The sequence below is a fragment of the Ensifer sp. 22521 genome (genome assembly GCF_052044795.1).
Taxonomy (GTDB): Bacteria; Pseudomonadota; Alphaproteobacteria; order Rhizobiales; family Rhizobiaceae; genus Ensifer.
Map to the genome: position 1 here is coordinate 371,842 of NZ_JBQENM010000001.1, position 24,905 is coordinate 396,746.

Genomic DNA, 24,905 nt, shown 5'->3' on the forward strand with positions numbered 1-24,905 from the left:
AAATGGCGGAGCGGGATGAGGAAAAGTGTGAGCGGTTTTCCGCCCGCATCCCGCTCCACTACAAGAGAGCAGATCAGGCGGCCTTGTCCCAGACCGGAGCCAGACCCTCCGGATTGACGATGCGACCGTCGGGGCGGGCAAGCGCGTGGATCTCGGCCATCTCGCCGTCGCCGAGCGCGAAGTCGAAGATCGCGAAGTTTTCCTTCAACCGATCGATCGTCGCGGTCTTGGAAAGCGTGATCACGTCCTTCTGCTGCACCAGCCAGCGCAGCACCACCTGGGCGGCCGTCTTGCCGTGGCGTGCGCCGATCTCCTTCAGCAGCGGATCGTTCGGGACCTTGCCGTTCGCCATCGCGTAGTAGGCAGTGATCGACATGCCGTGCTTGCGCGCGATCTCGAGCACCTTGGTCTGGTCGAGATAGGGATGGTATTCGACCTGGTTGGTGGCGATCGGGGCGTCGCTGAGCTTCACCGCTTCTTCCATCTGTGCCGTGTTGAAGTTGCTGACGCCGATATGACGGACCTTGCCGGCCTTCTGTACCTCGTTGAGGGCGCCGATGCGCTCGGCCATCGGCACGTCACTGCCGCCCGGCCAGTGCAGGAGAAGCAGGTCGACATGGTCGGTCCTCAGCTTTTTCAGGCTCTCGTCGACCGAGGCGAGGAAGTCGCGATGCGCATATTTGTCGACCCAGACCTTGGTGGTGAGGAAGATGTCGGCGCGCGACACGCCGGAATTGTGGATGGCTTCGCCGACCTCGGCCTCGTTGCCGTAGATCTGGGCCGTGTCGACATGGTGGAAGCCGAGCTTGAGCGCTTCCGGCAGCACCCGCAGCACGTCGGCGCCGGGCATGCGGAAGGTACCGAAGCCGAGCGCCGGGATGTTGGCACCGTTTGAATTGACGGAATGCATGGTGGGTAACTCCTTGTACTTGACCTGCTGTACTTGGCGAGCGCCCGGCCGGATGGCCGGGCGAAAAAGGAACGATCTATAGGTGGTCCTCAGGGGCGGCGGTTCAAGCCGGTTGGTAGGCAGCGCCGGCCCGACGATCAAGAACGCCGCTCAAAAGCGTGAGCAGCAGCGCGGCGGCGACAAGCAGGGCGCCGATGACGGGCGTCATGCCGAGACCGAGCGGTGAGGCGACGATCAAGCCACCGAGCCAGGCACCGACGGCAATGCCGAGGTTGAAGGCGGCGATATTCAGCGCCGAGGCGACATCGACGGCGCCCGGCCGGTACTGCTTGGCAAGCTGCACGACATAGAGCTGCAGGCCGGGAACATTGGCGAAGGACAGGAAGCCGAGCGCGGCGAGCGTCACCAGCGTCAGGACCGGCGAGGGGGCCGTGAAGGTGAAGAGCACCAGCACGGCCGCCTGGGCCAGAAACAGGCCGATAAGCGCCTTGACCGGATCGCGGTTGGCGATCTTGCCGCCGGCAATGTTGCCGATGGCGATCGCAACGCCATAGAGCACGAGGATCAGGCTGACGGCGCCTTCCGAGAAACCGGTGATGTCCTGCAGGATCGGTGCGAGGAAGGTGAAGGCGACGAAGGTGCCGCCGTAGCCGAGCGCGGTCATGGCAAAGACGATCAGCAGTCGGCCGGACCCGAGCACGCGCACCTGGTCGATAAGCTTGGCCGGCGGGGCCTTGGAGAGCGTGTTCGGCAGCAGGGCGACGATCGCGGTGAGCGCGATGACGCCGAGACCGGTCACGGCCCAGAAGGTGGCGCGCCAGCCGAAGGTCTGGCCGATCCAGGTACCGAGCGGCACGCCGGTGACGATCGCGACGGTGAGGCCCATGAACATCATGGCGATGGCCGATGCGCGCCGGTCTTCCGGAACGAGGTCGGCAGCGATGGTCGAGCCGACCGAGAAGAACACGCCATGGGCAAAGGCGGAGATGACCCGCGCAATGAGAAGCGGTTCGTAGCTCGGCGACAGGGCGGCCGCAGCATTGCCGACGATGAACAGCGCCATCAGGCCGATCAGGAGCGGCTTGCGCTCGATCCGGCCGGTGAGCGCCGTCAGCACCGGCGCGCCGAAGGTGACGCCGAGCGCATAGACGCTGACGATCAGGCCGGCGAGCGGCAGGGTGACATTGAGGTCGGTGGCGACCGTCGGCAGCAGACCGACGATCACGAATTCCGTTGTTCCGATCGCATAGGCCGCGATCGTCAGCGCAAGGATAGCAATAGGCACGACGAGACCTTTCCCACCCGGCTGGGAGGAACCGGGCGCGTTGGTTGTTGTTGAAGTCGGGCGGAATATGAGCCTTGGCACTCATCATGATAATCAGCATAATGGTACAAAGGACTGTGAATTTGATTCAAAGGTGATGCATGGACAATCGGGCGGGTGAAATGGAGGTCTTCGTTGCCGTTTCGGAGACCCGCAGCTTTTCGGCCGCTGCGCGGCGCCTGAAGCTGTCACCATCTGCCGTCAGCAAACTGGTGACCCGTATCGAGGACCGGTTGGGCACGCGCCTGCTCGTGCGCTCGACCAGGACCCTGCAGCTGACGCCGGAGGGGGAAGTCTATCTGCAACGCGCCCAGCGGATCCTCACGGAAATCGTCGAGACCGAGCAACTGGTCGCTGCCGGCGGCCGCATGACGCCGCGCGGGCTGTTGCGGGTGAACGCCGCAGTCGGCTTTGGCGAGCGCTACATCATGCCGCTCGCGCCAGAGTTCCTCGCCCGCTATCCGGAGGTGCAGCTTGATCTGACGCTGACCGACAGCATGATCGACGTCGTCGGCGAGCGCGCCGACGTGGCAATCCGCACCGGCCCGCTGCGCGATTCATCCCTAAAGGCACGCAAGCTCATGGAAAGCCGTCCGGTCGTAATCGCATCGCCCGCCTATCTGGAAAGGCACGGGACACCGAATACGCCCGATGAACTCGACGGTCACAATTGCATTCGTTTCAATTTCCGTCGCAGCGTCGACGAATGGGCGTTCCGCATGCCGGGGCAGCCGGCTGCAGAACTGCGCTCGGTCTTCGGCAACATGCAGGTCTCGAGCGGTTCGATCGTCCGCCAGCTTTGCCTTGCCGGCATTGGCGTTGGCCGCATCGGCCGTTTCCACGTCGAGCCGGACTTCGAAGCCGGAACGCTCGTGCCGCTGCTCGAAGATTATCAGTCGGGCGAGATCGAGACGGTCTACGCCGTCTATGCCGGACACGAGCATCTCGCCGCCCGTATCCGTGCCTTCATCGATTTCCTGGTCGACCGCATGTAGCGTCGCCCGGCGCTACGCCTTCACCGCGACGATGAAAAATCTCGGGAAGCGCAGAAGGACCTTGCCGTCGCTCATGGCCGGATAGGCAGCGCGGATCCGGTCCGTGTAGTCGGCAGCAAAGGCGTCGCGTTTATCTTCCGGCAACGCATCAAGATAGGGTCTGAGGCCGGTCCCCTTCACCCATTCGACGATCGCTTCGGCATTGGCGAGCCGGTGGTAGTAGATCGTGTGCCAGACCTCGATGCTGGCGGCCTGTGGCGCCAGGCATTCGACATAGGTTGCCGGTCCCGGCATGGGATTGCGGCGGACGGTCTTGCCGGCAAAGGCGTCAGTGAAAGCCGGGCTGCGAGTTGTCTCCTCCATCAGCAAATGGCTCGGCTCCCCGAGATTGTCCGGCATCTGGACCGCAAGCGTGCCGCCTGATGCGAGCGCTCCCATCAGTCTTTCGAAGATCGTGAGGTGGTTCGGCAGCCATTGAAAGACAGCGTTGCCGTAAAACAGCGAAGCGCCGGCAGGGGGGACCCAGTTTGCGAGATCCGCCTTTTCGAAGGTGATGCCCGGCAGCCGCTTCGCCGCCGCAACGAGCATGTTCTCGTCGCTGTCGAGGCCTGAAAGTGTGGCCTCGGGAAACCGGTCGCGGATGAGCTCGGTGGAGTTGCCCGGGCCGCAACCGAGGTCGAAGGCGATGCCTTCGGGCAGCTCGGGCACTTGGGCGAGGAGATCTCTGGCTGGGCGCGTGCGTTCGTCTTCGAACTTCAGATACTGCGCAGGCGACCAGACCATGGGGAGATCCTTCAGATACCGAATTGCAGACTTTCGAGGGAGGGCAAGATCAGCGCCGGCCCGTGATCACGATATTCGTCCGGCATGTCCGCCCGGTTGATCCATACGGTGCGGAACCCGAATTTCGTCGCCCCGGCGATATCCCAGCGGTTCGACGACTGGAAGGAAACGGCATGCGGGTAAAGCCGGTAGCCGGTTGTGACGATGTCGTAGACGGCAGGCGCGGTCTTGAAGGCCTTCACCGCGTCGACGGAAAACACGTCGTCGATGACGATGTCGAGTGCGGCGTTGCGGACCGCAGAGGCGAGCATGGCCGGTGAACCGTTGGAGAGGATTGCGATGCGGGCGCCGCGCTCCTTCAGCCCCTTCAGAACCGCCGGCACTTCCGGATAGCAGTCGAGCGTCCAATAGGCGTCGAGCAATCGCTTGCGAAGTTTCGGGTCGGCGGAGGGAAACCGTGCGAAGGCGTAGTCGAGCGACTGTTCGGTCAGTTGCCAGAAATCCTGATAGCTGCCCATCAGCGAGCGCACCCAGGAATATTCGAGTTGCTTGGCCCGCCAGAGTTCGGAAAAAGCCTGCCCATCCGGGCCGATCTCCTGCGCGTGGCGCCTGACAGCCGCATGCACGTCGAAGAGCGTGCCGTAGGCGTCAAACACATAGGCCGCGTGGGACATCTTTTCCTCCCGTCTTTTGTCTTCGGTGCTGGCGGGGCAAGGTCGAATCTTCCCGTCAAAGCCCGTCCGAAAACAAAGGCTTACAGCATCATGCCTGATCAGGCAGCGAGCTGTCACTGTTCTTTCGTGGGATCATGTCAAATCTTTGTGCGATGCACAACGGCTGGCGGCAAAGCTGCAGATTTCTACAGCGCCGCGCGTCTTATCAGACGCGCAAAGGTCGCTGTAGCACTTTGATTTTCTGCATGTCTTTGTCCTTAATCGAAGTCGATTTAAGGAGACATGCAGTAGCTTCAGCTTTTGGCTGGTTTCCAGACTTTCGCCGGGAAGCGCAGTGCCTGCTTGGCGAGCTTGCCCTTGAGCCCGAGCGCCGTGTCGCAAAGGTTGACGACATGCCTGTTCGGCTTGGCCTCCGGGCGCAGCGCATGGAGTGCGGCGGCGGCGTCCTCCGGTGGCATGTAGCGCGCCAGAATGCCGAGGGTGAGCGCGGTCGCGCGCCCAATGCCCCGAAGGCAATGGACGAGCAGATGGGCGTCTTCGGGCAGGTGGTCGACAAAGGCGAAGGTGGCTTCGATGGCTTGCGGGCGCGCCGCATCCGGCTCGTCCGGATCGGTGGTGTCGCCGAAAAAGAGTTCCAGATGCTTTTCCGGCGGCAGCTCGATCATCGAGAGCAGTCGGCTGCCGGGAGCGCGGATCGAGATCAGGTGCGTTGGCGCCCAGAGCGCGCGATTGTGTCGCGCTTCGGTCTGTGAGCTGACGATTGCCCGGATCGGCCATCCGGCCGGATGCGCCGGATTGGTCTTGAGGATGGGATGATAGAGTTCATCCGTGGTGACGGCTGCCGCAAGCGCCATGGCAGGACCTCGCTCGTGATTCTTCTTTGCAGATTTTGCCCTGAAACCCGGCCGGGCTTAAGGGCAAAATCTTGGGAGGGGTGAAAAGCTGCCGTTGGAGCTGAGGCTCACCCCGAATGGATATAGCGCCGCGACCAGCGAGACGGCACGAGAACAGTGGCAAGCGCAAGCCCAGCGGCGAGCGCAAAGGACGCCCAGAGCGAGGCCGCGCCGAAGTGGCGCTGCAAGAGAGCGCCGGCGACCGCGCCGGAGAACATGCCGAGCCAGGGCACGATCTGCACCACCCACTGACGGTTCTTGTTGCCGAGCAGCCAGCGGCCGAGACCGCGCCCAAAACGGGAAAGTGCCCCCGTCACGTACGTAAGCCCGATCGGCAACCCCTCGATATGTTCGACCGCCGCATTGACCAGGCCCATGGCGAGCACGACGCCGTAGAAATAGCAGGGCCGCGGCATAAAGGCCCCGAAACCGGCGCAGAGCATCAGCACGAGGCTGACCGTCGAGAGCACGCCGACGACGCCGAGGCGCGCGGCTACGATCACGCCAAGTGCGTTGCCGATGATGAACGCCCCGAGCGCGCCGACGAGCAGCAAGGCGCCGATAAAATCGCCATCGCCGAGGGCGATCGCTGCCCGGGTCGTGTTGCCGCTCATGAAGGAGACGAAGTCGCCAATGCTCAAGAGCCCGATCGCGTCGGTCATGCCGGCGAGGAAAGAGATCGTCGCGGCAATGGCAAGCGCCGTGCCGGTGCGCTGACGTTTGATCAACCTTCGCCGTCTCCCAATGGTCATCTGCCTTGCCCCCGATCCGGAACAAGGTTTAGCGCATTGAGGCCGTGAGTCGGAATGGGCATTGCCGGCACCCTCTCGTAGACGGCGCTTTTCCGGCCGCCCATGGCGCTATCAGAACCGCGTGATGACGCTGATGCCGAGGTCGGTTGCGCGGTCCATGGCGGTCAGCGCAGGGATCGCCTCTGAAAGCGAGATCTCCCGGCCGATCAATTGTTGCGGCCTCAGCTTGCCGTCGGCGATCATCGTCAGCATGGCGTCGTAGCGCCAGGCCTGCATGCCGTGGCTGCCGTAGATCTCGAGCTCATGGCCGATCACCTGCGCCATCGGGATCTGCGGCGTCGCCTGGTCGCCGAGCATCAACCCGACCTGCACGTGGCGGCCACGCCGGCGCAGGTTCTTGATCGAGTTGAAGCAGGTGACCGGGTTGCCGAGCGCGTCGATCGAGACGTGCGCGCCGCCGCCGGTGATGTCTTTCACCGCCGCAGCCACATCCTGCACTTCTCGGCCGTTGATCGTCGCGACCGCGCCGAGCGTCTTCGCGAAGGCGAGCTTGTCCTCGGCAATGTCGATCGCGATCGGCTGGGCGCCGAGCGCGGCTGCGATCATGATCGCCGACAGGCCCACACCGCCACAGCCGTGTACAGCGACCCATTCGCCGCCCTTCACCTTCGCCTGGTCGGCGATGGCGCGAAACGAGGTGGCAAAGCGGCAACCGAGGCTCGCGGCCGTGGTGAAGTCCATGCTTTCGGGCAGATGCACGAGGTTCTGGTCGGCAAAGTCGAGCGCGACATATTCGGCAAAAGAACCCCAATGGGTAAAGCCCGGCTGGAACTGTGCCTCACAGACCTGCTGGTTGCCGGAGCGGCATTCGCCGCAGCGGCCGCAGCCGGAAACGAAGGGCACGGTGACCCGGTCGCCGACCTTGTATCGCATCACGCCGCGGCCGGCGGCGGTGACAACCCCCGCCAGCTCGTGGCCCGGTACGTGGGGCAACCGGATATCGGCGTCATGGCCCATCCAACCGTGCCAGTCGGACCGGCAAAGTCCCGTGGCCTCGACCTTGATGACGACGCCGTTTTCGGTCGGGGTCGGATCGGGAAGGGTCCGGATTTCGGGCGTCTTCTCGAACGCGTCGTAATACATGGCTTTCATCGGGGCGCTCCTTGCAACGCGGGTGCGGCGCGGCCGTCGATGTGTCGCGCCATCAGAATTTCGTCGACCTCTACGTCTCCGTCGAGCATGCCGCCGGGGACACGGCCGATTTCGTGAAAACCCTCGCGCGCGTAGAAGCGGATGGCCGTCGGGTTGTCGGCGCGTACGACCAGTTCCAGCAGGCGGATGCCGGACGCGCGGGCATGGTCGGTCAGATGGGTGAGAAGGTGCCGCGCCACGCCGGATCCGCGGGCTTCGTCGCGCACATAAACCATGATGATCGTGGCGCGGTGCGCCAGCCGGCTCGCGCGTTCGCGCATCAGCCCCATGATGCCGACAGGCTGGTCCCCGTCGAGAGCGGCAAAGACGGCGTTGGTCGTCAGCCGCGCCCGCCATTCCTCCGTCGAAAGGCGCTCCCAGTCTGCCGTAGTCGAGGCGAATGCTTGTGGCTCGCGGTTGAGCGCTTCCAGCCGTATGCGGCGGAAGATATCCACGTCGTCCTCGTCCAGATGCTTGATGCGCACGGCTTTCCCTTTCCTTTGCGCATGAGACTAAGCGAGAGGCCGTCCGGGTACCAGAATGGCCGCCATGACATTTTTTGATATACCCATTCACCACGATGCTGTTTTTTCGGGTTATGCCGAACAAGCAGAACAAAAAACCTGAAGGAGACGCCGATGGCCGTCGATACATCCCCCCGCTCAGTGACCTGGACCTATGTCGATGGCGAATGGCTCTCGGGCAACCCGCCGCTGATCGGCCCGACCTCGCACGCGATGTGGCTGGGTTCGACGGTGTTTGACGGCGCCCGCGTCTTCGACGGCGTTGCGCCCGACCTTGATCTGCATTGCCAGCGCGTCAACCGCTCGGCGACGGCGCTTGGTCTGAAGCCGACGATGGCAGCGGAAGAGATCGAAGCGCTGACCTGGGAGGGTGCCAAGAAGTTCGACGGCAAGACAGCGCTCTATGTGAAGCCGATGTATTGGGCCGAGCACGGCGCTGCCGGGGTCGTCGCCATCGACCCGGAATCGACCCGTTTCGCGCTCTGCCTGTTCGAGGCGCCGATGGGCAACGGCCATGGCGGCTCGTCGCTGACGCTCTCGCCCTTCCGCCGACCGACGCTGGAATCGATGCCGACCGATGCCAAGGCCGGCTGCCTCTATCCAAACAATGCGCGCGTCCTGACCGAAGCCCGCTCGCGGGGCTTCGACAATGCGCTGGTGCGCGACATGCTCGGCAACATCGCCGAGACCGGCTCTTCCAACGTCTTCCTGGTCAAGGACGGCGTCGTCTATACGCCGGCCGCCAACCGCACCTTCCTCGCCGGCATCACCCGCTTCCGCGTGATGACGCTGCTGCGTGAAGCCGGTTTCGAAGTGGTCGAGGCGACACTGACCATGGCCGACTTCGAAACGGCCGACGAGATCTTCACCACAGGCAACTATTCCAAGGTGCTGCCGGTCACGCGCCTCGAAAGCCGAGACCTGCAGGCCGGCCCGGTCGCCGCCAAGGCGCGCGATCTCTACATGGATTGGGCGCACGCAGCACGCGACGTCTGACGCACGCTCACATGCAATGCCCCGGCGCTCGGCGCTGGGGCAAAATGGCTGTCGGTTCGGGCACTCAGTACGAGCGGGGAGCGCGCGCCCTGACCAAGGCGCGCTTGTGGATCAGGTAGGCCTGGACTGACAGGCCTGCCAGGAAGATGACCAGCCAGGCGAGCAGCGTGGTCTGCACGATCGGCGATTCCGGCCCGCTGGCAAGCGGTTGCGAGGCGGGCAGGCGCTTCAGAGTCTCGGCGATTGCCGGCACGATCAGCAGGAAATAGCTGAAGGAGAAGCCTAACGTCGTCAGGTAGGGTTTCAGGTGGCCAACGAAGGCCAACCGTTCGATCGCCAAGCTGCCGGCGATGACCGCCAGCGTCACGATGCCAAGCGCATGACCCTCGTTGAAGCCGCCGGTGCTTGAAAGCCCGGCAGCGGTCAGGACCGCCAGGACGAGTGTGGCGAGGTAGATCTTGCCGGATCGGGTGGCGGGCACGATCGCGCCGTAACGGGCAAAGCCGTAGAGGCCGGCAACGACGGGCGCGAGACTGATTGCGGTATGAATGATGCCGAGCGTGGAAAGCGGATTTGCCATGAGCTTGCTCCTTCGGATTTCGACCGACTAGTTGGTCGGCAACTTGGCGAAAAGGAGACGCGATGGATTTAGCTGCCCATCGCGTCCGTTGGTTTTGATCTTTAGCCCGGGTCTGCACAGTCCACCGTTCCCGCGGGAACAGCGCCCTGCACATGCTCGTTCCATCGCCGGCGCTTTCGGGTCGGCGATCAAGCTTCGACTGTCGGCTTGAGCCGGTCCAATGCGGGCCGGGCGATCGCGGAGAAAACGGCCGGATCGGAACCGGCGACGCGCGCGGCAAGCATCGCACCATGGACCGTGGCCATCAGGGTCTCGGCCTCTGCCTTCGGCCCTCGCACCGCCTTCAGATGGCCGCTGACCACGCCGTCCTCGATCACTGCGCCGAGCCAGCCTGAAAGGTCGGCAAAATGACCGCGTACCTGCTGAACGACAGCGTCCGGCAGCGAGGGTAACTCCGAGGCGAGCAGGGCGCCTATGCAGAAGGGCAAATCCTGCCTGGCGATACAGTCTTCCCAGTAGCCGACATAGGCTTCAAGCCGCGCGACCGGATCGCTGACGGCGGCAAACAATCCCTCGACGTGGCGCCGATTGCTCTTGCGGTAGCGAGCAAGCACCATAGCTGCAAGGTCAGCCTTGGTCGGGAAGTGATGGTGGATGGTCGCCTTGCCGACGCCCAGTTCGCCCGAGATGTCGGCATAGCTGAACGCATTGTAGCCCCGCGACACCATGAGGTGTTCGGCTGAGTCCAGGATCCTCTCATAGGTATCGCTCACCATGACCAAGACTTATCAACGGGTCGGTTGAAGCTCAAGCGACGAGCGGCCGTCGATTCGCAGCTCATTGTGGCGGGCGGCAGCTGGCTGCAAACGGCAGGCAGTTCGTGGTCCAGGTCGGCTCGCGGCTATTTCTTCTTTGTCGGCACGCCCACCTTCACCGCGTCGGGCGTAAGCTCGCCGCCGAGTTCGACCGTCTTCTTTTTCTTGTCGAAGACGCAGATCTGCGTGACCGCGGCCTTGGAGCCCTTTGGCGTACCGATCACCAGCGCCAGACCGAAGCTCTCGGAGCCGAAGGGATCGACGACGGCGCTGGCCTTTTGCAGGGAGGTGGCGGCCGCCAGGCACTTCTTCGAAACCTCTGCCCGGAACGTCTCCCACGCATCGCCGGAAGAGGCCGCGGCACCGGATGCGGTGAAGGCCGCAGCAGTGGAGAGAACGAGAGCGGGGAGCAAGCGCTGTGGCATGGGTGATCCTTAGTGCATGATTGCAAGAGTGGCGAGGCTGCAGGCAAACCGTGGCGTCAATGTGCTCGAAAGTGTCATGCTTTCAAAATGATGTTGAAAGTATATTCCGTGGGTTGAGGAAAAATTGGCATTGCATCGGTTGCCTCCATGGGGGCCGGTGCCTATGTTCCCGCTCACAGATTTACCTGACGAAATCCCATGCCAAGAGGAGATGCCCACATGGCTTTCGAACTGCCGAACCTTCCCTACGATTACGATGCGCTGGCGCCCTACATGTCGCGCGAGACGCTCGAATACCACCACGACAAGCATCACCTCGCTTACGTGACCAACGGCAACAAGCTTGCTGAAGAAGCCGGCCTTGCCGACCTGTCGCTCGAGGAAGTCGTCAAGAAGTCCTATGGCACCAACCAGCCGCTGTTCAACAATGCCGGCCAGCACTACAACCACATCCACTTCTGGAAGTGGATGAAGAAGGGCGGCGGCGGCACCAGCCTGCCGGCCAAGCTCGACGCGGCCATCAAGTCCGATCTCGGCGGCTACGACAAGTTCCGCGCCGACTTCATCGCTGCCGGCACCGGCCAGTTCGGTTCGGGCTGGGCCTGGCTCTCGGTCAAGAACGGCAAGCTTGAGATCTCCAAGACCCCGAACGGCGAAAACCCGCTCGTTCACGGTGCTTCGCCGATCCTCGGCGTCGATGTCTGGGAACACTCCTATTATATCGACTACCGCAACGCCCGTCCGAAGTATCTCGAAGCCTTCGTCGACAGCCTGATCAATTGGGACTACGTGCTCGAAATGTACGAAGCCGCGGCCAAGTAAGTCGCTCGTTTTCCGTGCATGACGTTTGGACCCGGCGCTTGCGCCGGGTCTTTTCATTTGGGCTGCGCTCCGGCAATAGATGCGTCAGGCCGCGGTCGGTGGCGTTTTCCAGCCGCTGACCCAGAGTTCCCTCAGGCGGTTGCCTTCGCCCGGAAAATATGCGCCCGCCGCCTCGCAATGTTCGACGCGGTCGGCGCGGAAATTGCGGATAGCCTGCCGCAATTCGCACCAGGCAACGATGTTGGCAGTTTCGGAATAGTAGATCAGCGCCACCGGCCGGATCATCCGCTCCGTCGCGCGGCCGAGTTCGTCGCGATAGTTGAGTTCGAGCTTCTGCTCGTCGCGGATCGCCCGGCGCACCAAAGCGAGATCGATGCCGGCGGGCGAAGGGGCGATCGTTCCCCAGGCATGCAGCGCCTGGGAACGGAAGGCGAGCCGGAGCGGCTCGGGCACCGCGGCTGTGATCTTCTTGTTGACGCGGCCGGCTGCCGCCTTCAGTTCTTCGTCGCCGGTCCGCGACAGCAGCGCCAGCGCCACGGCGATCGCTTCCGTTTCTTCGATCGAGAACATCAGCGGCGGCAGGTCGAAACCGGGCCTGAGGATATAGCCGATGCCGCGGCCGCCCTCGATCGGCACCCGCATCGCCTGAAGTGCTGCGATATCGCGGTAGATCGAGCGCACCGTCACCTCCAGCGTCTCGGCCATCGCCGCGCCGGTCACGGGCTTTCGCGCAAGCCTGAGGATCTGGATGATCTCGAAAAGCCGTGCCGCCTTGCGCATCGAAAACCGCTCCCGTCGTCAACGCTCCTGACAATACCTTGTCAGTTGCCCGGATTTATACCATCAGCCAACGAATTGAAAAAACAGCAATTCGTATAGAGAAATGAAAAATCAGGCGACGGACAACTGACATGACCTACACGGAAAATCTCTGGCTCTTCTTCACCTTGCTGTTCGGCATCATCATCGTGCCGGGCATGGACATGGTCTTCGTTCTGGCGAACTCGCTGACCGGCGGCCGGGCCTCCGGCCTGTCGGCGACGGCCGGCATCATGGCGGGCGGCGTGCTGCACACGCTCTATGCGGCGCTCGGGGTCAGCGTCATCCTGCATCTGGTGCCTGGTCTCTTCAACGTGCTGCTCGTCGCCGGTGCTGCCTATATCGCCTGGATCGGCTTTTCGCTCGTCAGGAGTTCGATCACCATCGGCGGCATCGAAGGCTCGGGGAAGCTCTCGCGCTGGGCGAGTTTCCGGCAGGGTGCGCTGACGAGCCTGATGAACCCCAAGGCCTATCTCTTCATGCTGGCGGTCTATCCGCAGTTCCTCAAACCCCAGTTTGGGCCGATCTGGTCGCAGGCTCTGGTCATGGCCGCAATGATCGCGACAACGCAGCTCGCGATCTATGGCGGCCTGGCGCTTGCCGCCGGCCGCGGTCGTGATTTCCTGGTTGGCAGCCCCGGCGCAACGATGTGGATCGGCCGCGCCGCCGGCGTGGTGCTCATTCTGGTCGCGGCGTTCACCATCTGGCAGGGCTGGGCGAACTGATGTCCATCGTGGCCGCGAGTGAAGTATAAACATGATTATAAATGTCATATTTATACTTCTGACCGGTCGAAATCCCGGAAATACGAGGCGATCATTGGAAATTCTGCTGTCGTAACAAGCACATCAAAAAAATGTTACTTCCGCAGAATAATCAAGATGACATCATGCCGGCGCATTGGACATGAAGGCTTGCCAGGCAGATTCGCCAAACAGATTTGATTGACCGGGAGAACCTGATGAAAATACGCGCACTGATGTTGGCTGCCGCTCTTGCGGGCCTGGGGGTTACTGCCGTCACGGCAGCCGACGAGCCGCAGGTGGTTCGTCAGCAGCTGATGAAAAAGGTGGGTGCGGCGACCGGCGCGCTTGCCGGCATCGCCAAAGGTGAGAAACCCTATGACGCCGAGGTCGTCAAAGCGTCGCTGACGACGATCAGCGAAACGATAAAGACCTTCCCTGACCATTTCCCGGCCGGTTCGGAGACGGGGCATGAGACCGAGGCGAGCCCGAAGATCTGGGTAAACATGGATGACTTCAAGGCCAAGGCCGCCAAGCTCGGCACGGATACCGCGACGGTTCTGGCACAGCTCCCGGCTGACCAGGCCGGAGTCGGCGCGGCCCTTGGCGGCATCGGCAAGGACTGCGGCAGCTGTCATGAGAGCTATCGCCTGAAGAAGGATTAAGGGGCGGCGACGTCGCATCATGTTGACTAGGGAGGCACGCGACTTCGAGCCGCGTGCCTCTATCTGCATTTAGAGCCGGCCCGCCTGCGGCTAGGCATGAGGGGTGACAATGGGGCGTCGCACGAGAAAGCTGATTTCGGGTCTTGTGGTGCTGGGCGTCGTGGGTGGAGCAGCCTTCTGGTGGCTGACGAAGCCGGCGCCGTGGAGTGCGTCTCATTGGGAGGGGCTCGGGGAACCGGATCTTGCCAACGGCGAACAGGTTTTCTGGGCCGGCGGCTGCGTGAGCTGTCACGCCAAGCGGGGCGCCAAAGGTGACGCTCGTCTCGTTCTTTCCGGCGGCGCCCCGTTGAAGAGCCCGTTCGGAACCTTCCATGCGCCGAACATCTCGCCTGACGAGACCGCCGGCATCGGCGGGTGGACGCTTGCGGACTTCGGCAATGCGATGACCCGCGGCGTGGGACGCAACGGCGAGCATCTCTATCCGTCCTTCCCCTATGGCTCCTATACGCGCATGACGACCAAGGACGTCAACGATCTCTGGGGTTTCATGAAGACCCTGCCGAAGAGCGCGGACGTGGCGCCGCCGCACGAACTGCCGTTCCCCTACAACATGCGGGTGGCATTGGGCGGCTGGAAGCTGCTGTTCCTGACAGACAAGCCACGTGTCGCGGTGGACGCCAACGATCCAAAGCTTGCCCGCGGCCAGTATCTCGTCGAGGGGCCGGGCCATTGCGGCGAGTGCCATACGCCCCGTAATGCGATTGGCGGTTTCGAGCCCAATCAGTGGCTGGCCGGCGCGCCGAATCCGGAGGGCCAGGGCCGCATCCCCGACATCACGCCCGGTTCCAAGAGCATCGGCGGCTGGAGTGCATCGGATATCGCCTCCTATCTGGAAACCGGCTTCACGCCGGAATTCGATTCCGTCGGCGGCTCGATGGTCGAGGTGCAGAAGAACATGGCGAAACTGACGCCGGCCGACCGGGAGGCGATTGCCGCCTATCTCAAGGCGGTCCCGGCGCTCTGACCCTTGATCTTCGCGTAGAGGCGCGCTCAATTCCTTCTGCATGCTTTCCCCGATCGTCACCGGTTGAGGGGAAAACATGCAGGCATTCAAAGTGCTGCAGCGACCGTTGTGCGTCGAGAGGCGCGCGCGTTGCTGCAGGACAACGAGGAGGAGACTGAATGCGCCCACACGAAACCGTGCCCTATGACCAGTGGATCGAGCGCAGCCCCGAGGAGATGGCGACGCGTGCCGCTGACTTCTACGACGAGATCAACCGTCGGCGCACCACACGCTATTTCAGCGATCGCGCCGTGCCGCGGGAGGTGATCGAAACCTGTCTGAAGGCGGCCGGCACGGCGCCGAGTGGTGCCAATCATCAGCCCTGGCATTTCACGGTCATCGAGAGCGCCGCGATCAAGGCCGAGGTGCGCCGCGCGGCGGAAGAGGAAGAGCGCATCTTTTATCGGGATAAGGCACCGCAGGAATGGCTCGACGCATTGGCGCCACTGGGCACGGACGAGGACAAACCTTTCCTTGAGACCGCTCCCTACCTGATCGTCATATTCTCGCAGAAGCGCGGCGGCCCCAATCCGGGCGACCTGAAGAAGAACTACTACATCAACGAAAGTGTCGGCATCGCCACGGGTATCCTGATCACGGCGCTGCATCATGCCGGGCTCGCGACACTCACCCATACACCGGCGCCAATGAATTTCCTCAATGAGATCTGCGGCCGACCGGAAAGTGAAAAGCCGTTCCTGATCCTGGTTGTCGGTTATCCCGCCCCGGATGCGACCGTTCCGGTCGCCGGCAAGGTGAAGAAACCGCTCAATCAGATCTCGAACTGGCTCTAGAGCATCCTGCCCTCAAGTGGAATCGCTGTGGGCAGAAAGATGCTCTAGAATCAAAATGCTAGAGCGACCTTTGTGCGTTCATAAGAACGCACGGCGCTCTAGCGCAAGTCTCAGCCGACGCTGCCGCTTTCATTCGTCCGATGCTCGTGTCCGTAGAGCGCGAGAAAGCCGTCGAGTTCCGTCGAGCCAAGGCCAAGTCCGTGCAGGATCTCGCCGGCAAAACTGATCGGCGCGGTTCCGGCGGCAGTGACGACGTGGCCGCTGCACAGTGCCTGCGACTGATCGCGATAGTGCGGCCCACCGCGATAGCCGGGCAGCGCTGCAAGGCTTTCGGCGCTATTGCCGGTGTGGTCGATGCCGTTGAGAAGACCGCTTGTGGCGAGCGCATTGACACCACCGCAAATGGCCGCGACCACGCGCCTGTCGCGATCGAAAGCGCGGATCGTTGCTGAGAGATCAGGAGCCTCATTCGTGTCCCAGATCGATCCGCCGCAGATCACCAAGCCATCGAAGCCCGCAGGATCGAGCGCGTCGATCGACAGATGCGCCGAGACGTCGAGCCCGCCCATCGACGTCACGCGTGCGCCGTCGGCGGTGGCGACCTCGACATCGATACCGAGATGGGTGCGCGCCGCCGCCATCAACAGCGCACATTCCCAATCGGCGAAGCCTTCACAGAGCACGATTGCAAGACGCATCGGTCCGTCCTCATCCAAGCTTTTGCATATAGCGCATGCCGGTCACCGGACGAGGCACGAAGCGTTCGGATTCGTAGAAATGATGCGCCTGGAAATTGCCCGTGGCGGCGCTGACCGAAAGGAAGTCGCAGCCGGCCATCTTCGCCTGCTCGCGCGCCTTGGCAACGAGGTGACGGCCGATGCCGGTGCCGCGGCTTTCAGGGCGAACGAAAAGGTGATGCAGTTCCATGCCGCGTGCGCCTTCGGCAGCCCGGTAGATCGGCACAAGGATCGCGTAACCGATCAGGCGGTTGCCGGCCTCGGCGACGAGTGCCGTGATCCAGGGCGTGCGGCCGAAGAGATCGCGTTCAAGCTGTTCGGGCGTGATCGGCGCCGCGTCGCCGTGATGGGCGGAAAGTTCCGCGATCATGTCGCGCAGTTCCGGCAGGTCGCGCTGCTTGGCGCAGCGGATGGTGATCATCGGCGGTCGCGTTGCCGGTGTCGAATGTAGGGTAGGGATGGCGGTCTGTAGCATGTCTTGGCTCCTCGGGTTTTCTCGCCATCAGGAGCCGGAAAAACAAAAGCCGCCTGATGGCGGCCTTGTTGAATATGATCAGCAGGCCGCTCCTATCGGAACAGCCAAAAATACACGCGGCAAATGGGTGCGTTCTTGATCATGGGCGCTAGATTGTTCGTTTTCGCGATTTTGTCAACGGGAATTTTTTCGCGCGAGCGACCGTGGCGCGGCAGTCTCAGTGCTCGTTCTCGCACATCGAGTGGTCGGCCAGGGCCCGGATCACATAGCAGTCACCCACCGTGTGGTTGCCGTCGCAGGCGACGATGCGTTCCAGTTCCTGCTCCAGCTTCTTCAGCCGGGCGATCTTCTCGCGAACGGTCGCCAGATGCTCGCTGGCGATCCGGTCGGCCTCGCCGCACGGGCGCTCCGGGTGTTGGCTGAGGGCGAGCAAGTCGCGGATGGAATCGATCGACAGGCCGAGGTCGCGCGCATGGCGGATGAAGGCCAGCCGCTCGAGCTCGCTTTTCACATAGCGCCGCTGGTTGCCTTCGGACCGTTCGGGTGCCGCGATCAGCCCCATCTGCTCGTAATAGCGGATCGTAGGAATTTTGACGCCGGTGCGCCGTGAGAGATCGCCGATGGAATACATGCTCGCCTCAAACCTATAGCTTCTGGAGCGATAGATAATGACACGCTGCCTTGTGTCAATGGCAGTGGGAGGGAAGGGGCCGGCTGGGCCCTTCCCGAATGTAGAGACTGTGGCGCCGGCAAATCCTGGCCTGACCTACTCGAACAGCGCCAGAAACTCGTCAGAAAGGTCGCGCCTGCAAATGGCTACCGTCTGGCGCACCTTCAAGTCGATGGGATACCAAACGGTTGCCCCGGTCGCACCGCATACCGCCTTGGGGACAATGTAGGAACCGTCAGCCGCATAACTCTTCGGACTGGGATCACCTTCTCCAACCGGATGCAGCAGCATTTCCGGTTTCTGTCTCTTGGCGTCTTTGATCTCCGCTTTGGCTATGGGCATCCGCACGAGAGCAAGGCGATAGTGAAGATCAGAGAGTTTGCTGTTTTGCTCGTCTCGATCGCGAAGTTGCTCGCAGGCCGCGCGTATCGGCTCATAGCTCGCAAGGATCCAACTGTCTGACAAGGCGCTGATCAGGTCGGTAGCGAAGCTCAGTCGATCGCCCTGAGATGTGTTGATATCGTCCCCGTGCTCGCTCTCAAGTTGACGCAAAATCAAATCCAGCTTGCTAGCCGTAGAGATGGAAAGGCTATGCGCGACGCCGGTCATTGCTCCCAAGCTGTGCATTACGCTGACCCATTTCTTCGCTGCCTCCGGATGATTGTTCAGCCCGAGCAAGTAAATCGATTGAATGAGTACGGTCGCCTTCATGCACGGTTCCTCTGAAGCTTGAGGCTACAAGCTCGGGGAGTGTTCTTCAACGCTAGGGGAGCACAAACGACCGGTGGGCAGTACAGTGGCCGCCAGTGTGTTCAACCCGTCGCCAAGAACCTCACGCCAGAGGTGATCGAAAACCGCGTTGTAGACGGTGACGTCCAGCCAAAGCGGCGTGGCGGCGTCGAATTCCGGCTGATGCCACTCTTCGCGCCGATTGCTCAGAGGATGTCGTCGCCGGCATTCGCGATGCCCGTAACGGCGTCATCACGTTGCTTTTCGACACCCATCGCCCGTTCGATCGCCTGGCGGACTTCGTCCTCGACAGCCTTCCGCTGCTCGGGATCCATCGCCTTGAGGTCTTCTTCGCCAAGACCAAGCGATTCCAGGATCTGCGCACGGATCTGTTCCGCCAGGCTCATCTTCGCGCGCTTCAGGAAATCGTCGCTGACCGAGTTGCCTGATGGAGCCGCCCCTTCCTTGTCCGTGATTGAGGCCGTGCCGGCTTCGTCGCGGGTTGCGGTTGCCCACAAGGCGTTGGAGAGCGCGTTCGACGTCGACGGCGGCGCGATCGTCGGGGCTTGGCGCGGGCGCGCGTCGGTGCCGGTCTCTTCGATCGGCGAAACCGTACCCATCTGCTGGCGGCGCTGGGAGAAATAGTAGTTCGAGATGCTGTTGTCGATCTTCATGGGAATCCCCCGGAATCTGTCGTCCGGGGGAAGCTGCTATTGTCGGCTTGCGCGGAGCTTGCCGCTGCAACCTTCTGGCGAGAGCGACAGCGCCGCGCGTACTGTAGGACGCGCAAAGGTCGCCGTAGCACTTTGAATTGCTGCATGTTTTTGTCCTTTAATCGGCTACGGCCAAAGGAAACATGCAGTCGATGCCTTCTCGCCTTTCAGGGCAGGGTGTAGGCGATGATGTAATCGCCGGGCCTGGTGCCGACCGAGCCGTGGCCCCCGGCGACGATCAGCACATATTGCTTGTCGCCGACCGCATAGCTCATCGGTGTCGACTGGCCGCCGGCGGGCAGGCGTGCTTCCCAGAGCTGACGGCCGGTCGTCAGGTCATAGGCGCGCAGATAGTCGTCGACCGCGGCGCCGAGGAAGGCGAGGCCGCCCTTGGTGATCATTGGTCCGCCGATACCCGGCACACCCACCTTGAACGGCAATGGCAGCGGCGTCATGTCCTCGACGGTGCCATTCTTGTGCTTGTAGGCGATCTTGCCGGTTCGAAGATCCGCGCCGGCGACATAACCCCATGGCGGCGCCTGGCAGGGAATGCCAAGCGGCCCGAGGAAGGGGCCCATGAAGACACCATAGGGCGCGCCGTCGTTGCGGTTGAGGCCCTGTTCCGACCCCTTCTCGTCCTGCCCCTTGGGCGGAACCTGGGCGCGGGGCACCAAACGCGAGGTGAAGGCAAGGTAGGTCGGCATGCCGAACATCACCTGCCGTTCCGGATCGATGGCGACGGAGCCCCAATTGAAGGTGCCGAAGTTGCCGGGATAGACGAGCGTCCCTTCGATTGACGGCGGCGTGTAGCGCCCCTCGTATTTCAGCGACCGGAACTCGATGCGGCAGGCAAGCTGGTCGAAGAGCGTGACGCCCCACATGTCCTTCTCCTGCAACGGCGCAGGCATGAAGGTGAGGCCGGAGACCGGCTGCGTCGGCGCGGTGAAATCCTCAGCGATCGCTCCGCCCGGCGCCTGAACCTCCTCAACCGGGATGATCGGCTCGCCGCTCCTGCGGTCGAGCACGTAGATATCGCCCTGTTTCGTCGGCCCGACCAGCGCCGGCACCACGGTGCCGTCTTCCTTGGTGATGTCGAGCAGGGCCGGCTGCGCCGGCACGTCCATGTCCCAGAGGTCGTGATGCACGGTCTGGCGCACCCAGCGCACGGCGCCGGAGTTGATGTCGAGTGCAACGATCGAGGACGAGTATTTCTCGACGTGCTCGCTGCGGCCCATGCCCAGTTGGTCCGGCACCTGGTTGCCCATGGGGATGTAGACGAGGCCGAGGCCCTCGTCATAGCTGAACACCGACCAGCTGTTTGGCGAGTTGGTCGTGTAGGTTTGGCCCTCGGGAAGGGGCGTCGTCACATCCGGATTGCCGCTATCCCAGTTCCAGATCAGTGCGCCGGTGTTGGTATCGAAGGCGCGGATGACGCCGGATTGTTCCTGGGTCGAGTAGTTGTCGTTGACGGCGCCGCCGATGATGAGCTTGCCGGCAACGGCCACTGGCGGTGACGTCGAATAATAGTAGCCGGCCGGATTGTACTTCATGCCCGTTTCGAGATGCAGCACGCCGTTATCGGCAAAGCTGGTGCAGACGGAGCCGGTCGCGGCGTCGAGCGCGATCAGGCGCGCATCGGAGGTCGGCAGGTAGACCCGCTCGGCGCAGGGGCTGCCCGGCGCGGCAACCGGGTCGGCCCAATAGGTGACGCCGCGGCAGGTCTGATGCTGGCGGTCGGGGTTCATGCCCGAGTTGGAATCATACTTCCATTTTTCCTCACCGGTTGCGGCATCGAGCGCGATCGCCCAATTGTGCGGCGTGCAGGCATAGAGCGTGTCTTTGATCTTGAGCGGCGTGACCTGATAGGTCGTCTCCCCAACGTCGTCGGGCCGTTTGACGTCGCCTGTCTGGTACTGCCAGGCAACCCTCAGATTGCCGACATTGTCCGGCGTGATCTGGTGGAGGGGCGAATACCTTTGACCGAACGGCGTGCGCCCGTATTGATGCCATTCGCCCGGAGGCACCGAGCCTCCCAGCGGCGGGTTGGCGGCAACGATATCGCTTGGCAGATCGCCTCGGATATCGTGCGGATCCAGCATCAGGGCATAGCCCGCCACGCCGATCGAGATGAGTACGGCGATCGCCAGCGGCCAGGCGCTCACCGCATAGCGCTCGCCCGTAGGGCTCTGGAAGCCGAGTGGCTGACGGACGGCCGGCAGCAGCAGCCAGAGCCCCAGAAGCACGATGACGCCGCCGCGCGGGCCAAGCTGCCACCAGTCGAAGCCGACTTCCGAGATCGCCCAGCCGAGCGAGCCGACGATAATGAACGCATAGAGCCAGATCGCCGCCGATTTCCGCATGAACAGGAGCACGGCCGTCAGCAGGAAGCCGATACCGACGACGAGGTAGTAGGGGCTGCCGCCGAGTATCAGCAGCTTGGCCCCGCCGCCACCGAGCACGAGGCCGATGAGAGCGAAGACGATGGCCGTCAGGATGAGCATGATGGAAACTCCCGCATTGAAGAACGGTGCCGCGGCACGGTTTTTTCCATAACGCCGGTCCCCGTTCGGGGCCGCGTGAGACAGGTCGGTTTCGGAGTTGGCGGTCGCAAGCAACGTCGCGGCAGCCTGGCGTGGAATGGCGCGTTTGGCACCCTTACCGGTAGCACCTAACGCGCCGCACCTGCCTTTCAATAGCCACAATTTCGCAGCGCGGAAATTTAGAGGTATGCGATGGGGTTGTGCTCAAGGCGCCGAGGTAGCTGAAGGCAAGGCTGACATGCGCTTCGGCTCAACCCGCTGCCAGAGAAGCGGCACGGCCTTCGCAGCGCGCAAAAACAAGAAGATAGAGTATTTCGGTGAATCAAGACCGGAGGAACTATGCGGCTCGCTTCAGGCGGAGGTCACGTGCCGCAGAAGGTTCGCTGCACTTCCTCTTCGGGCTTTGGCGGCTCCTGGTAGGCGGCAAATTGCGGTTGATCCTCATAGGGCTTCGCGGTGACGTCAACCAGCGCTTCGAACAGCGAAAAGTCCGCGTCGTCGGTTGCCGCCGCGATCGCCTGTTCGATGCGGTGATTGCGGGGGATGTAGGCGGGGTTCACGGCCTTCATCGCCGCCGAGCGCGCTTCGGGCGTTGCCGTTTCGCGGGAAAGCCGTTGGCGCCAGTCCTGAAGCCATGGCTGGATTGCCTCGGCCGAGGCAAAGGTAGCGCTGAACATCGCATCGCCTGCCGGATCGCGGGCACTGTCGCACAGCCGCCGGAAGGTGAGAGTGAAATCGGCCTCGCCCTTGTGCATGGCGCTCAGCAGTGATTGCACGAGATCGAGATCGCTCTCTTCGCTCGTGACGAGCCCGATCTTGGTCCGCATGCCGTCGAGCCAATGGCGCTGGAAGGTTGCGCCGTATTCGCCGAGCGCATCGTTGGCCAGTTCGACCGCTGTGTCCGCGTTTTCGTCGAAGAGCGGCACCAGGGTCTCGGCCAGGCGGGCGAGGTTCCATTGGCTGATGCCGGGTTGGCTCGCATAGGCATAGCGGCCGATCTGGTCGATCGAGGAGAACACCTTCCTGGGGTCGTAGGCGTCCATGAAGGCACAGGGGCCGAAGTCGATCGTCTCGCCGGATATCGTCATGTTGTCGGTGTTCATCACGCCATGGATGAAGCCGACATGCAGCCAGCGGGCGATCAGCTCCGCCTGGCGCGCGGTCACCGCCTTGAAGAAGGCGAGATACGGCCGGTCCTTGTCCTTGATGTCGGGATAGTGCCGGTCGATCGCGTAATCGGCGAGGATCTTCACCGAAGCCATGTCGCCGCGCGCAGCGAAGAACTGGAAGGTGCCGACGCGCATGTGGCTGGCTGCAACGCGCGTAACGATGGCGCCGGGCAGGATCTGTTCGCGATAGACCGGTTGGCCGGTGACCACGGCCGCCAGCGCCCGTGTCGTCGGGATGCCGAGCGCAAACATCGCCTCGCTGACGATATACTCGCGCAGCACCGGCCCGAGCGCCGCGCGCCCGTCGCCACGGCGTGAAAACGGCGTCTGGCCCGGTCCCTTCAACTGAATGTCGCGCCGCGTTCCGTTGCGATCGATCACTTCGCCGAGCAGGATCGCCCGGCCGTCGCCAAGCTGTGGCACGAAGGTGCCGAACTGGTGGCCGGCATAGGCCATGGCGAGAGGTTCGGCGCCAATAGGCACACGGTTGCCGGAGAAGATCAGCGCACCTTCGCGCTCGAGCGCGGCGACGTCGAGCCCGAGCTCCTCGGCCAGGGACTTGTTGAGCTTGATCAGCCAGGGTTCTGCGACAGGGGTCGGCTCGACGCGGGCGAAGAACTGCTGCGGCAGCCGCGCATAGCTGTTGTCGAAGACAAAGGCTTCAGCATTTCCGGTCGGTGAGGGGGGAGCGTAGTTCATGATCAAGCGGTCAACGGCGTCTGCCGGGATAACCCGGGGCCGTCCTTTCCGCCCAAGTCTACACGAGATCACGATGATTGTGGGTCGGCGCGGCCAAAAATCATCGTGATCGATTCTTGGAAGTGAGCGGGATGCGGGCGGAAAGCCGCGCACGCATTCCTCATCCCTAACACTATGGCTTTGCGGGAGCCCAAAAACGCGGCGCCCTCCCGCGATTACTCGCGAGAGGGCCGGGAGGGCGAGGCCCCGTGCCTCAGGCGCTCAGCGCCGTCGGTGGAAGGCAGGCCTCGCAGATTGCCGCGATATGGCGATGATCGGTGCCGCAGCAGCCACCGAGGATGCGCAATCGTGGCAAATGCGCTGTCAGTGTTCTGTACCGCTGCCCGAGGTCGGCGGGATCGCCGGCATCGAGCGTTTCGCTATTGTCGAGTTCAGCATGGCTCATCATCGAGGCGTTGGCCCGGATGCCGGCAATGCGTTGCGTCCAGGTGCCTTCGGCGTCGAGGATTGTTTCGAAGTGGCTCGGATGGGCGCAGTTGATCATGTAGTAGTGCGGATAGCCGCCGGTCGCAGCGTCGACGGTCTCGATTGCGGCCTGAAGGCTGCGGCCGTCCGGTAGCCGGCCATCGGTCTCCACCGTGAAGGAGATGGCGCAGGGCATGCCGTGGCTCTGGGCCGCACGGGCAATGCCGGTCGCTTCGTCGATGCTGGTCAGCGTATAGGCGCTCACCATGTCCGCATCGCTGACGGCAAAGGCCGAGATTTGCGGCGAATGGTAGTCTTCGGCCTCGTCAGGGCTCATACGGCCCAGGCGGTAGCCGTCGCCACGCGGCCCGATCGCCCCGCTGAGCACGATCGGTGCCTGCGGGCGCTCGTATTCGGCGCGCAGTTCCGCAAGCATGTAGACGGCATTCTGGTTTGTGACGGCCAGGGCCTCGTCATTGTAGCCAAGTTTTACGCCCCAGTCCGAGCTTGCCCGCCATGTGGGCGTATCGAGCACGAAGCCGGTGCCATGTTGCTGAGCGATCGCGAGGTAGCGCGCGTAGTAGCTCAGCAACCGACGCCGCCCATCGGCGGTCGAAAGCAACACGAAGGCTGCGAAGTGTGGAAGCGTGACGCCTTCGTGGAAAATCAGCGTCGTCTCCATGCCGCCGTCGCTCAGGAACAGCCCACCCTTCAAGAGTGGCAGGCTCCGTCGGTATTTGGCCATGTCGGTCTCCACCGGTTCAGTCTTGCTGATGGGGCTCGGGGACGCCTCCAATCCCGCAGAACCACGTAAATTACTGCCTTTTTATCGTCTTCTAAACTAGACGACTTAAGGTATACTATTGCTAATATATCCGCATATTGTAGCGAAATCAGTCACTTACTGCGTTGGTTCCGTCACGGCGTCGTCGGCTGATGG

28 protein-coding genes are annotated in these 24,905 nt (G+C 62.8%); 8 read left to right on the forward strand and 20 right to left on the reverse strand.

What is annotated here, in order from left to right; genetic code table 11:
• Positions 1-73: 73 nt before the first annotated feature.
• Both ACTJKE_RS01745 and ACTJKE_RS01750 read right to left on the reverse strand, forming a co-directional pair.
• Positions 74-910 (reverse strand): aldo/keto reductase, encoded by an 837-nt coding sequence (locus ACTJKE_RS01745; protein WP_058320335.1) that lies wholly within the window; start codon positions 908-910, stop codon positions 74-76.
• 103 nt (positions 911-1,013) lie between these two features.
• Positions 1,014-2,195, reverse strand: a complete 1,182-nt coding sequence (locus tag ACTJKE_RS01750; protein ID WP_058325535.1) for an MFS transporter — start codon at positions 2,193-2,195, stop codon at positions 1,014-1,016.
• A 140-nt stretch (positions 2,196-2,335) separates the two neighbouring features.
• Here ACTJKE_RS01750 and ACTJKE_RS01755 point away from each other — a divergent pair, with 140 nt between their 5' ends.
• The gene (locus ACTJKE_RS01755; protein WP_112995368.1) at positions 2,336-3,229 is read left to right on the forward strand and encodes a LysR family transcriptional regulator; all 894 of its coding nucleotides are present in this window, start codon (positions 2,336-2,338) and stop codon (positions 3,227-3,229) included.
• A gap of 12 nt (positions 3,230-3,241) precedes the next feature.
• Here the strand turns inward: ACTJKE_RS01755 and tam are convergent, their stop codons facing one another.
• The 6 genes from tam to ACTJKE_RS01785 all read right to left on the reverse strand — a co-directional run bounded on the left by tam (position 3,242) and on the right by ACTJKE_RS01785 (position 8,007).
• On the reverse strand, positions 3,242-4,012 hold the full coding sequence (gene tam, locus ACTJKE_RS01760; RefSeq protein WP_112995369.1) for a trans-aconitate 2-methyltransferase: 771 nt from the start codon (positions 4,010-4,012) through the stop codon (positions 3,242-3,244).
• A gap of 11 nt (positions 4,013-4,023) precedes the next feature.
• Complete coding sequence (locus ACTJKE_RS01765) at positions 4,024-4,686, reverse strand: haloacid dehalogenase type II (RefSeq protein WP_057250509.1); 663 nt, start codon at positions 4,684-4,686, stop codon at positions 4,024-4,026.
• Between the two features lie 293 nt (positions 4,687-4,979).
• A complete protein-coding gene (locus ACTJKE_RS01770; protein ID WP_112995370.1) occupies positions 4,980-5,540 on the reverse strand; it encodes a phosphatase in 561 nt (186 codons plus the stop codon).
• A 107-nt stretch (positions 5,541-5,647) separates the two neighbouring features.
• Positions 5,648-6,331, reverse strand: a complete 684-nt coding sequence (locus tag ACTJKE_RS01775) for a YoaK family protein (protein WP_112995371.1) — start codon at positions 6,329-6,331, stop codon at positions 5,648-5,650.
• A 111-nt stretch (positions 6,332-6,442) separates the two neighbouring features.
• Positions 6,443-7,483, reverse strand: a complete 1,041-nt coding sequence (locus ACTJKE_RS01780; RefSeq protein ID WP_112995372.1) for a zinc-dependent alcohol dehydrogenase family protein — start codon at positions 7,481-7,483, stop codon at positions 6,443-6,445.
• On the reverse strand, positions 7,480-8,007 hold the full coding sequence (locus ACTJKE_RS01785; protein WP_058325541.1) for a GNAT family N-acetyltransferase: 528 nt from the start codon (positions 8,005-8,007) through the stop codon (positions 7,480-7,482). The genes ACTJKE_RS01780 and ACTJKE_RS01785 overlap by 4 nt, the downstream gene beginning before the upstream one ends.
• A 153-nt stretch (positions 8,008-8,160) precedes the next feature.
• On the opposite strand from ACTJKE_RS01785, the gene ACTJKE_RS01790 reads away from it, so the two are divergent.
• A complete protein-coding gene (locus tag ACTJKE_RS01790; protein ID WP_058325542.1) occupies positions 8,161-9,042 on the forward strand; it encodes a branched-chain amino acid aminotransferase in 882 nt (293 codons plus the stop codon).
• A gap of 64 nt (positions 9,043-9,106) precedes the next feature.
• On the opposite strand, the gene ACTJKE_RS01795 is transcribed toward ACTJKE_RS01790, so the two are convergent.
• The 3 genes from ACTJKE_RS01795 to ACTJKE_RS01805 form a co-directional block, all read right to left on the reverse strand.
• Positions 9,107-9,622 carry a hypothetical protein gene (locus ACTJKE_RS01795; protein WP_112995373.1) on the reverse strand — a complete coding sequence of 172 codons (516 nt, stop codon included), beginning with the start codon at positions 9,620-9,622 and terminating at the stop codon, positions 9,107-9,109.
• A gap of 188 nt (positions 9,623-9,810) precedes the next feature.
• Positions 9,811-10,398: a TetR/AcrR family transcriptional regulator gene (locus tag ACTJKE_RS01800; protein WP_057250495.1), complete on the reverse strand. Its 588-nt coding sequence runs from the start codon at positions 10,396-10,398 to the stop codon at positions 9,811-9,813.
• Between the two features lie 125 nt (positions 10,399-10,523).
• Positions 10,524-10,862, reverse strand: a complete 339-nt coding sequence (locus tag ACTJKE_RS01805) for a hypothetical protein (protein ID WP_058325545.1) — start codon at positions 10,860-10,862, stop codon at positions 10,524-10,526.
• A gap of 219 nt (positions 10,863-11,081) precedes the next feature.
• Between ACTJKE_RS01805 and ACTJKE_RS01810 the strand changes: the two genes are divergently transcribed.
• Positions 11,082-11,684, forward strand: a complete 603-nt coding sequence (locus ACTJKE_RS01810; protein ID WP_057250491.1) for a superoxide dismutase — start codon at positions 11,082-11,084, stop codon at positions 11,682-11,684.
• 84 nt (positions 11,685-11,768) lie between these two features.
• Here the strand turns inward: ACTJKE_RS01810 and ACTJKE_RS01815 are convergent, their stop codons facing one another.
• Entirely contained in the window at positions 11,769-12,464 is a 696-nt protein-coding gene (locus ACTJKE_RS01815; RefSeq protein ID WP_058325546.1) for a helix-turn-helix transcriptional regulator, read from the reverse strand.
• Positions 12,465-12,595: 131 nt separating this feature from the next.
• Between ACTJKE_RS01815 and ACTJKE_RS01820 the strand changes: the two genes are divergently transcribed.
• The 4 genes from ACTJKE_RS01820 to ACTJKE_RS01835 all read left to right on the forward strand — a co-directional run bounded on the left by ACTJKE_RS01820 (position 12,596) and on the right by ACTJKE_RS01835 (position 15,768).
• Positions 12,596-13,228 (forward strand): LysE family translocator, encoded by a 633-nt coding sequence (locus tag ACTJKE_RS01820; RefSeq protein ID WP_057250487.1) that lies wholly within the window; start codon positions 12,596-12,598, stop codon positions 13,226-13,228.
• A 236-nt stretch (positions 13,229-13,464) separates the two neighbouring features.
• Entirely contained in the window at positions 13,465-13,911 is a 447-nt protein-coding gene (locus ACTJKE_RS01825; protein WP_057250485.1) for a c-type cytochrome, read from the forward strand.
• Positions 13,912-14,020: 109 nt separating this feature from the next.
• A complete protein-coding gene (locus ACTJKE_RS01830) occupies positions 14,021-14,935 on the forward strand; it encodes a c-type cytochrome (RefSeq protein WP_440691081.1) in 915 nt (304 codons plus the stop codon).
• Between the two features lie 158 nt (positions 14,936-15,093).
• Entirely contained in the window at positions 15,094-15,768 is a 675-nt protein-coding gene (locus tag ACTJKE_RS01835; RefSeq protein WP_440635512.1) for a nitroreductase family protein, read from the forward strand.
• A 110-nt stretch (positions 15,769-15,878) separates the two neighbouring features.
• On the opposite strand, the gene ACTJKE_RS01840 is transcribed toward ACTJKE_RS01835, so the two are convergent.
• Both ACTJKE_RS01840 and ACTJKE_RS01845 read right to left on the reverse strand, forming a co-directional pair.
• Complete coding sequence (locus ACTJKE_RS01840; protein WP_440635511.1) at positions 15,879-16,466, reverse strand: DJ-1/PfpI family protein; 588 nt, start codon at positions 16,464-16,466, stop codon at positions 15,879-15,881.
• Positions 16,467-16,476: 10 nt separating this feature from the next.
• Positions 16,477-16,980, reverse strand: a complete 504-nt coding sequence (locus tag ACTJKE_RS01845) for a GNAT family N-acetyltransferase (RefSeq protein WP_113132810.1) — start codon at positions 16,978-16,980, stop codon at positions 16,477-16,479.
• Between ACTJKE_RS01845 and ACTJKE_RS01850 the strand changes: the two genes are divergently transcribed.
• Positions 16,979-17,119 carry a hypothetical protein gene (locus tag ACTJKE_RS01850; RefSeq protein WP_156432985.1) on the forward strand — a complete coding sequence of 47 codons (141 nt, stop codon included), beginning with the start codon at positions 16,979-16,981 and terminating at the stop codon, positions 17,117-17,119. The two genes, ACTJKE_RS01845 and ACTJKE_RS01850, sit on opposite strands and share 2 nt — an antisense overlap.
• Before the next feature lie 78 nt (positions 17,120-17,197).
• Here ACTJKE_RS01850 and ACTJKE_RS01855 read toward each other — a convergent pair whose 3' ends face one another.
• From ACTJKE_RS01855 to ACTJKE_RS01880, 6 genes are all read right to left on the reverse strand, one after another.
• On the reverse strand, positions 17,198-17,611 hold the full coding sequence (locus ACTJKE_RS01855) for a MerR family transcriptional regulator (RefSeq protein ID WP_113132809.1): 414 nt from the start codon (positions 17,609-17,611) through the stop codon (positions 17,198-17,200).
• 135 nt (positions 17,612-17,746) lie between these two features.
• The gene (locus ACTJKE_RS01860) at positions 17,747-18,361 is read right to left on the reverse strand and encodes a hypothetical protein (protein WP_440691083.1); all 615 of its coding nucleotides are present in this window, start codon (positions 18,359-18,361) and stop codon (positions 17,747-17,749) included.
• Positions 18,362-18,585: 224 nt separating this feature from the next.
• Complete coding sequence (locus ACTJKE_RS01865) at positions 18,586-19,053, reverse strand: hypothetical protein (RefSeq protein WP_058325553.1); 468 nt, start codon at positions 19,051-19,053, stop codon at positions 18,586-18,588.
• A 206-nt stretch (positions 19,054-19,259) separates the two neighbouring features.
• Positions 19,260-21,593: a glucose/quinate/shikimate family membrane-bound PQQ-dependent dehydrogenase gene (locus ACTJKE_RS01870; RefSeq protein WP_440691085.1), complete on the reverse strand. Its 2,334-nt coding sequence runs from the start codon at positions 21,591-21,593 to the stop codon at positions 19,260-19,262.
• A 401-nt stretch (positions 21,594-21,994) separates the two neighbouring features.
• Complete coding sequence (locus ACTJKE_RS01875) at positions 21,995-23,500, reverse strand: protein adenylyltransferase SelO (RefSeq protein WP_440691087.1); 1,506 nt, start codon at positions 23,498-23,500, stop codon at positions 21,995-21,997.
• 253 nt (positions 23,501-23,753) lie between these two features.
• The gene (locus tag ACTJKE_RS01880; protein ID WP_440635508.1) at positions 23,754-24,710 is read right to left on the reverse strand and encodes a homocysteine S-methyltransferase family protein; all 957 of its coding nucleotides are present in this window, start codon (positions 24,708-24,710) and stop codon (positions 23,754-23,756) included.
• Positions 24,711-24,905 lie beyond the last annotated feature (195 nt).

Coding starts and splice junctions, on each gene's coding strand:
- ACTJKE_RS01820 (WP_057250487.1), top strand. CDS start 12,596: ATGACCTACACGGAAAATCTCTGGCTCTTCTTCACCTTGCTGTTCGGC.
- ACTJKE_RS01780 (WP_112995372.1), bottom strand. CDS start 7,483: ATGAAAGCCATGTATTACGACGCGTTCGAGAAGACGCCCGAAATCCGG.
- ACTJKE_RS01795 (WP_112995373.1), bottom strand. CDS start 9,622: ATGGCAAATCCGCTTTCCACGCTCGGCATCATTCATACCGCAATCAGT.
- ACTJKE_RS01790 (WP_058325542.1), top strand. CDS start 8,161: ATGGCCGTCGATACATCCCCCCGCTCAGTGACCTGGACCTATGTCGAT.
- ACTJKE_RS01840 (WP_440635511.1), bottom strand. CDS start 16,466: ATGCGTCTTGCAATCGTGCTCTGTGAAGGCTTCGCCGATTGGGAATGT.
- ACTJKE_RS01870 (WP_440691085.1), bottom strand. CDS start 21,593: ATGCTCATCCTGACGGCCATCGTCTTCGCTCTCATCGGCCTCGTGCTC.
- ACTJKE_RS01745 (WP_058320335.1), bottom strand. CDS start 910: ATGCATTCCGTCAATTCAAACGGTGCCAACATCCCGGCGCTCGGCTTC.
- ACTJKE_RS01805 (WP_058325545.1), bottom strand. CDS start 10,862: ATGCCACAGCGCTTGCTCCCCGCTCTCGTTCTCTCCACTGCTGCGGCC.
- ACTJKE_RS01810 (WP_057250491.1), top strand. CDS start 11,082: ATGGCTTTCGAACTGCCGAACCTTCCCTACGATTACGATGCGCTGGCG.
- ACTJKE_RS01775 (WP_112995371.1), bottom strand. CDS start 6,331: ATGACCATTGGGAGACGGCGAAGGTTGATCAAACGTCAGCGCACCGGC.
- ACTJKE_RS01880 (WP_440635508.1), bottom strand. CDS start 24,710: ATGGCCAAATACCGACGGAGCCTGCCACTCTTGAAGGGTGGGCTGTTC.
- ACTJKE_RS01875 (WP_440691087.1), bottom strand. CDS start 23,500: ATGAACTACGCTCCCCCCTCACCGACCGGAAATGCTGAAGCCTTTGTC.
- ACTJKE_RS01860 (WP_440691083.1), bottom strand. CDS start 18,361: ATGAAGGCGACCGTACTCATTCAATCGATTTACTTGCTCGGGCTGAAC.
- ACTJKE_RS01855 (WP_113132809.1), bottom strand. CDS start 17,611: ATGTATTCCATCGGCGATCTCTCACGGCGCACCGGCGTCAAAATTCCT.
- tam (WP_112995369.1), bottom strand. CDS start 4,012: ATGGTCTGGTCGCCTGCGCAGTATCTGAAGTTCGAAGACGAACGCACG.
- ACTJKE_RS01765 (WP_057250509.1), bottom strand. CDS start 4,686: ATGTCCCACGCGGCCTATGTGTTTGACGCCTACGGCACGCTCTTCGAC.
- ACTJKE_RS01755 (WP_112995368.1), top strand. CDS start 2,336: ATGGACAATCGGGCGGGTGAAATGGAGGTCTTCGTTGCCGTTTCGGAG.
- ACTJKE_RS01770 (WP_112995370.1), bottom strand. CDS start 5,540: ATGGCGCTTGCGGCAGCCGTCACCACGGATGAACTCTATCATCCCATC.
- ACTJKE_RS01865 (WP_058325553.1), bottom strand. CDS start 19,053: ATGAAGATCGACAACAGCATCTCGAACTACTATTTCTCCCAGCGCCGC.
- ACTJKE_RS01825 (WP_057250485.1), top strand. CDS start 13,465: ATGAAAATACGCGCACTGATGTTGGCTGCCGCTCTTGCGGGCCTGGGG.
- ACTJKE_RS01815 (WP_058325546.1), bottom strand. CDS start 12,464: ATGCGCAAGGCGGCACGGCTTTTCGAGATCATCCAGATCCTCAGGCTT.
- ACTJKE_RS01835 (WP_440635512.1), top strand. CDS start 15,094: ATGCGCCCACACGAAACCGTGCCCTATGACCAGTGGATCGAGCGCAGC.
- ACTJKE_RS01830 (WP_440691081.1), top strand. CDS start 14,021: ATGGGGCGTCGCACGAGAAAGCTGATTTCGGGTCTTGTGGTGCTGGGC.
- ACTJKE_RS01850 (WP_156432985.1), top strand. CDS start 16,979: ATGTCTTGGCTCCTCGGGTTTTCTCGCCATCAGGAGCCGGAAAAACAA.
- ACTJKE_RS01800 (WP_057250495.1), bottom strand. CDS start 10,398: ATGGTGAGCGATACCTATGAGAGGATCCTGGACTCAGCCGAACACCTC.
- ACTJKE_RS01845 (WP_113132810.1), bottom strand. CDS start 16,980: ATGCTACAGACCGCCATCCCTACCCTACATTCGACACCGGCAACGCGA.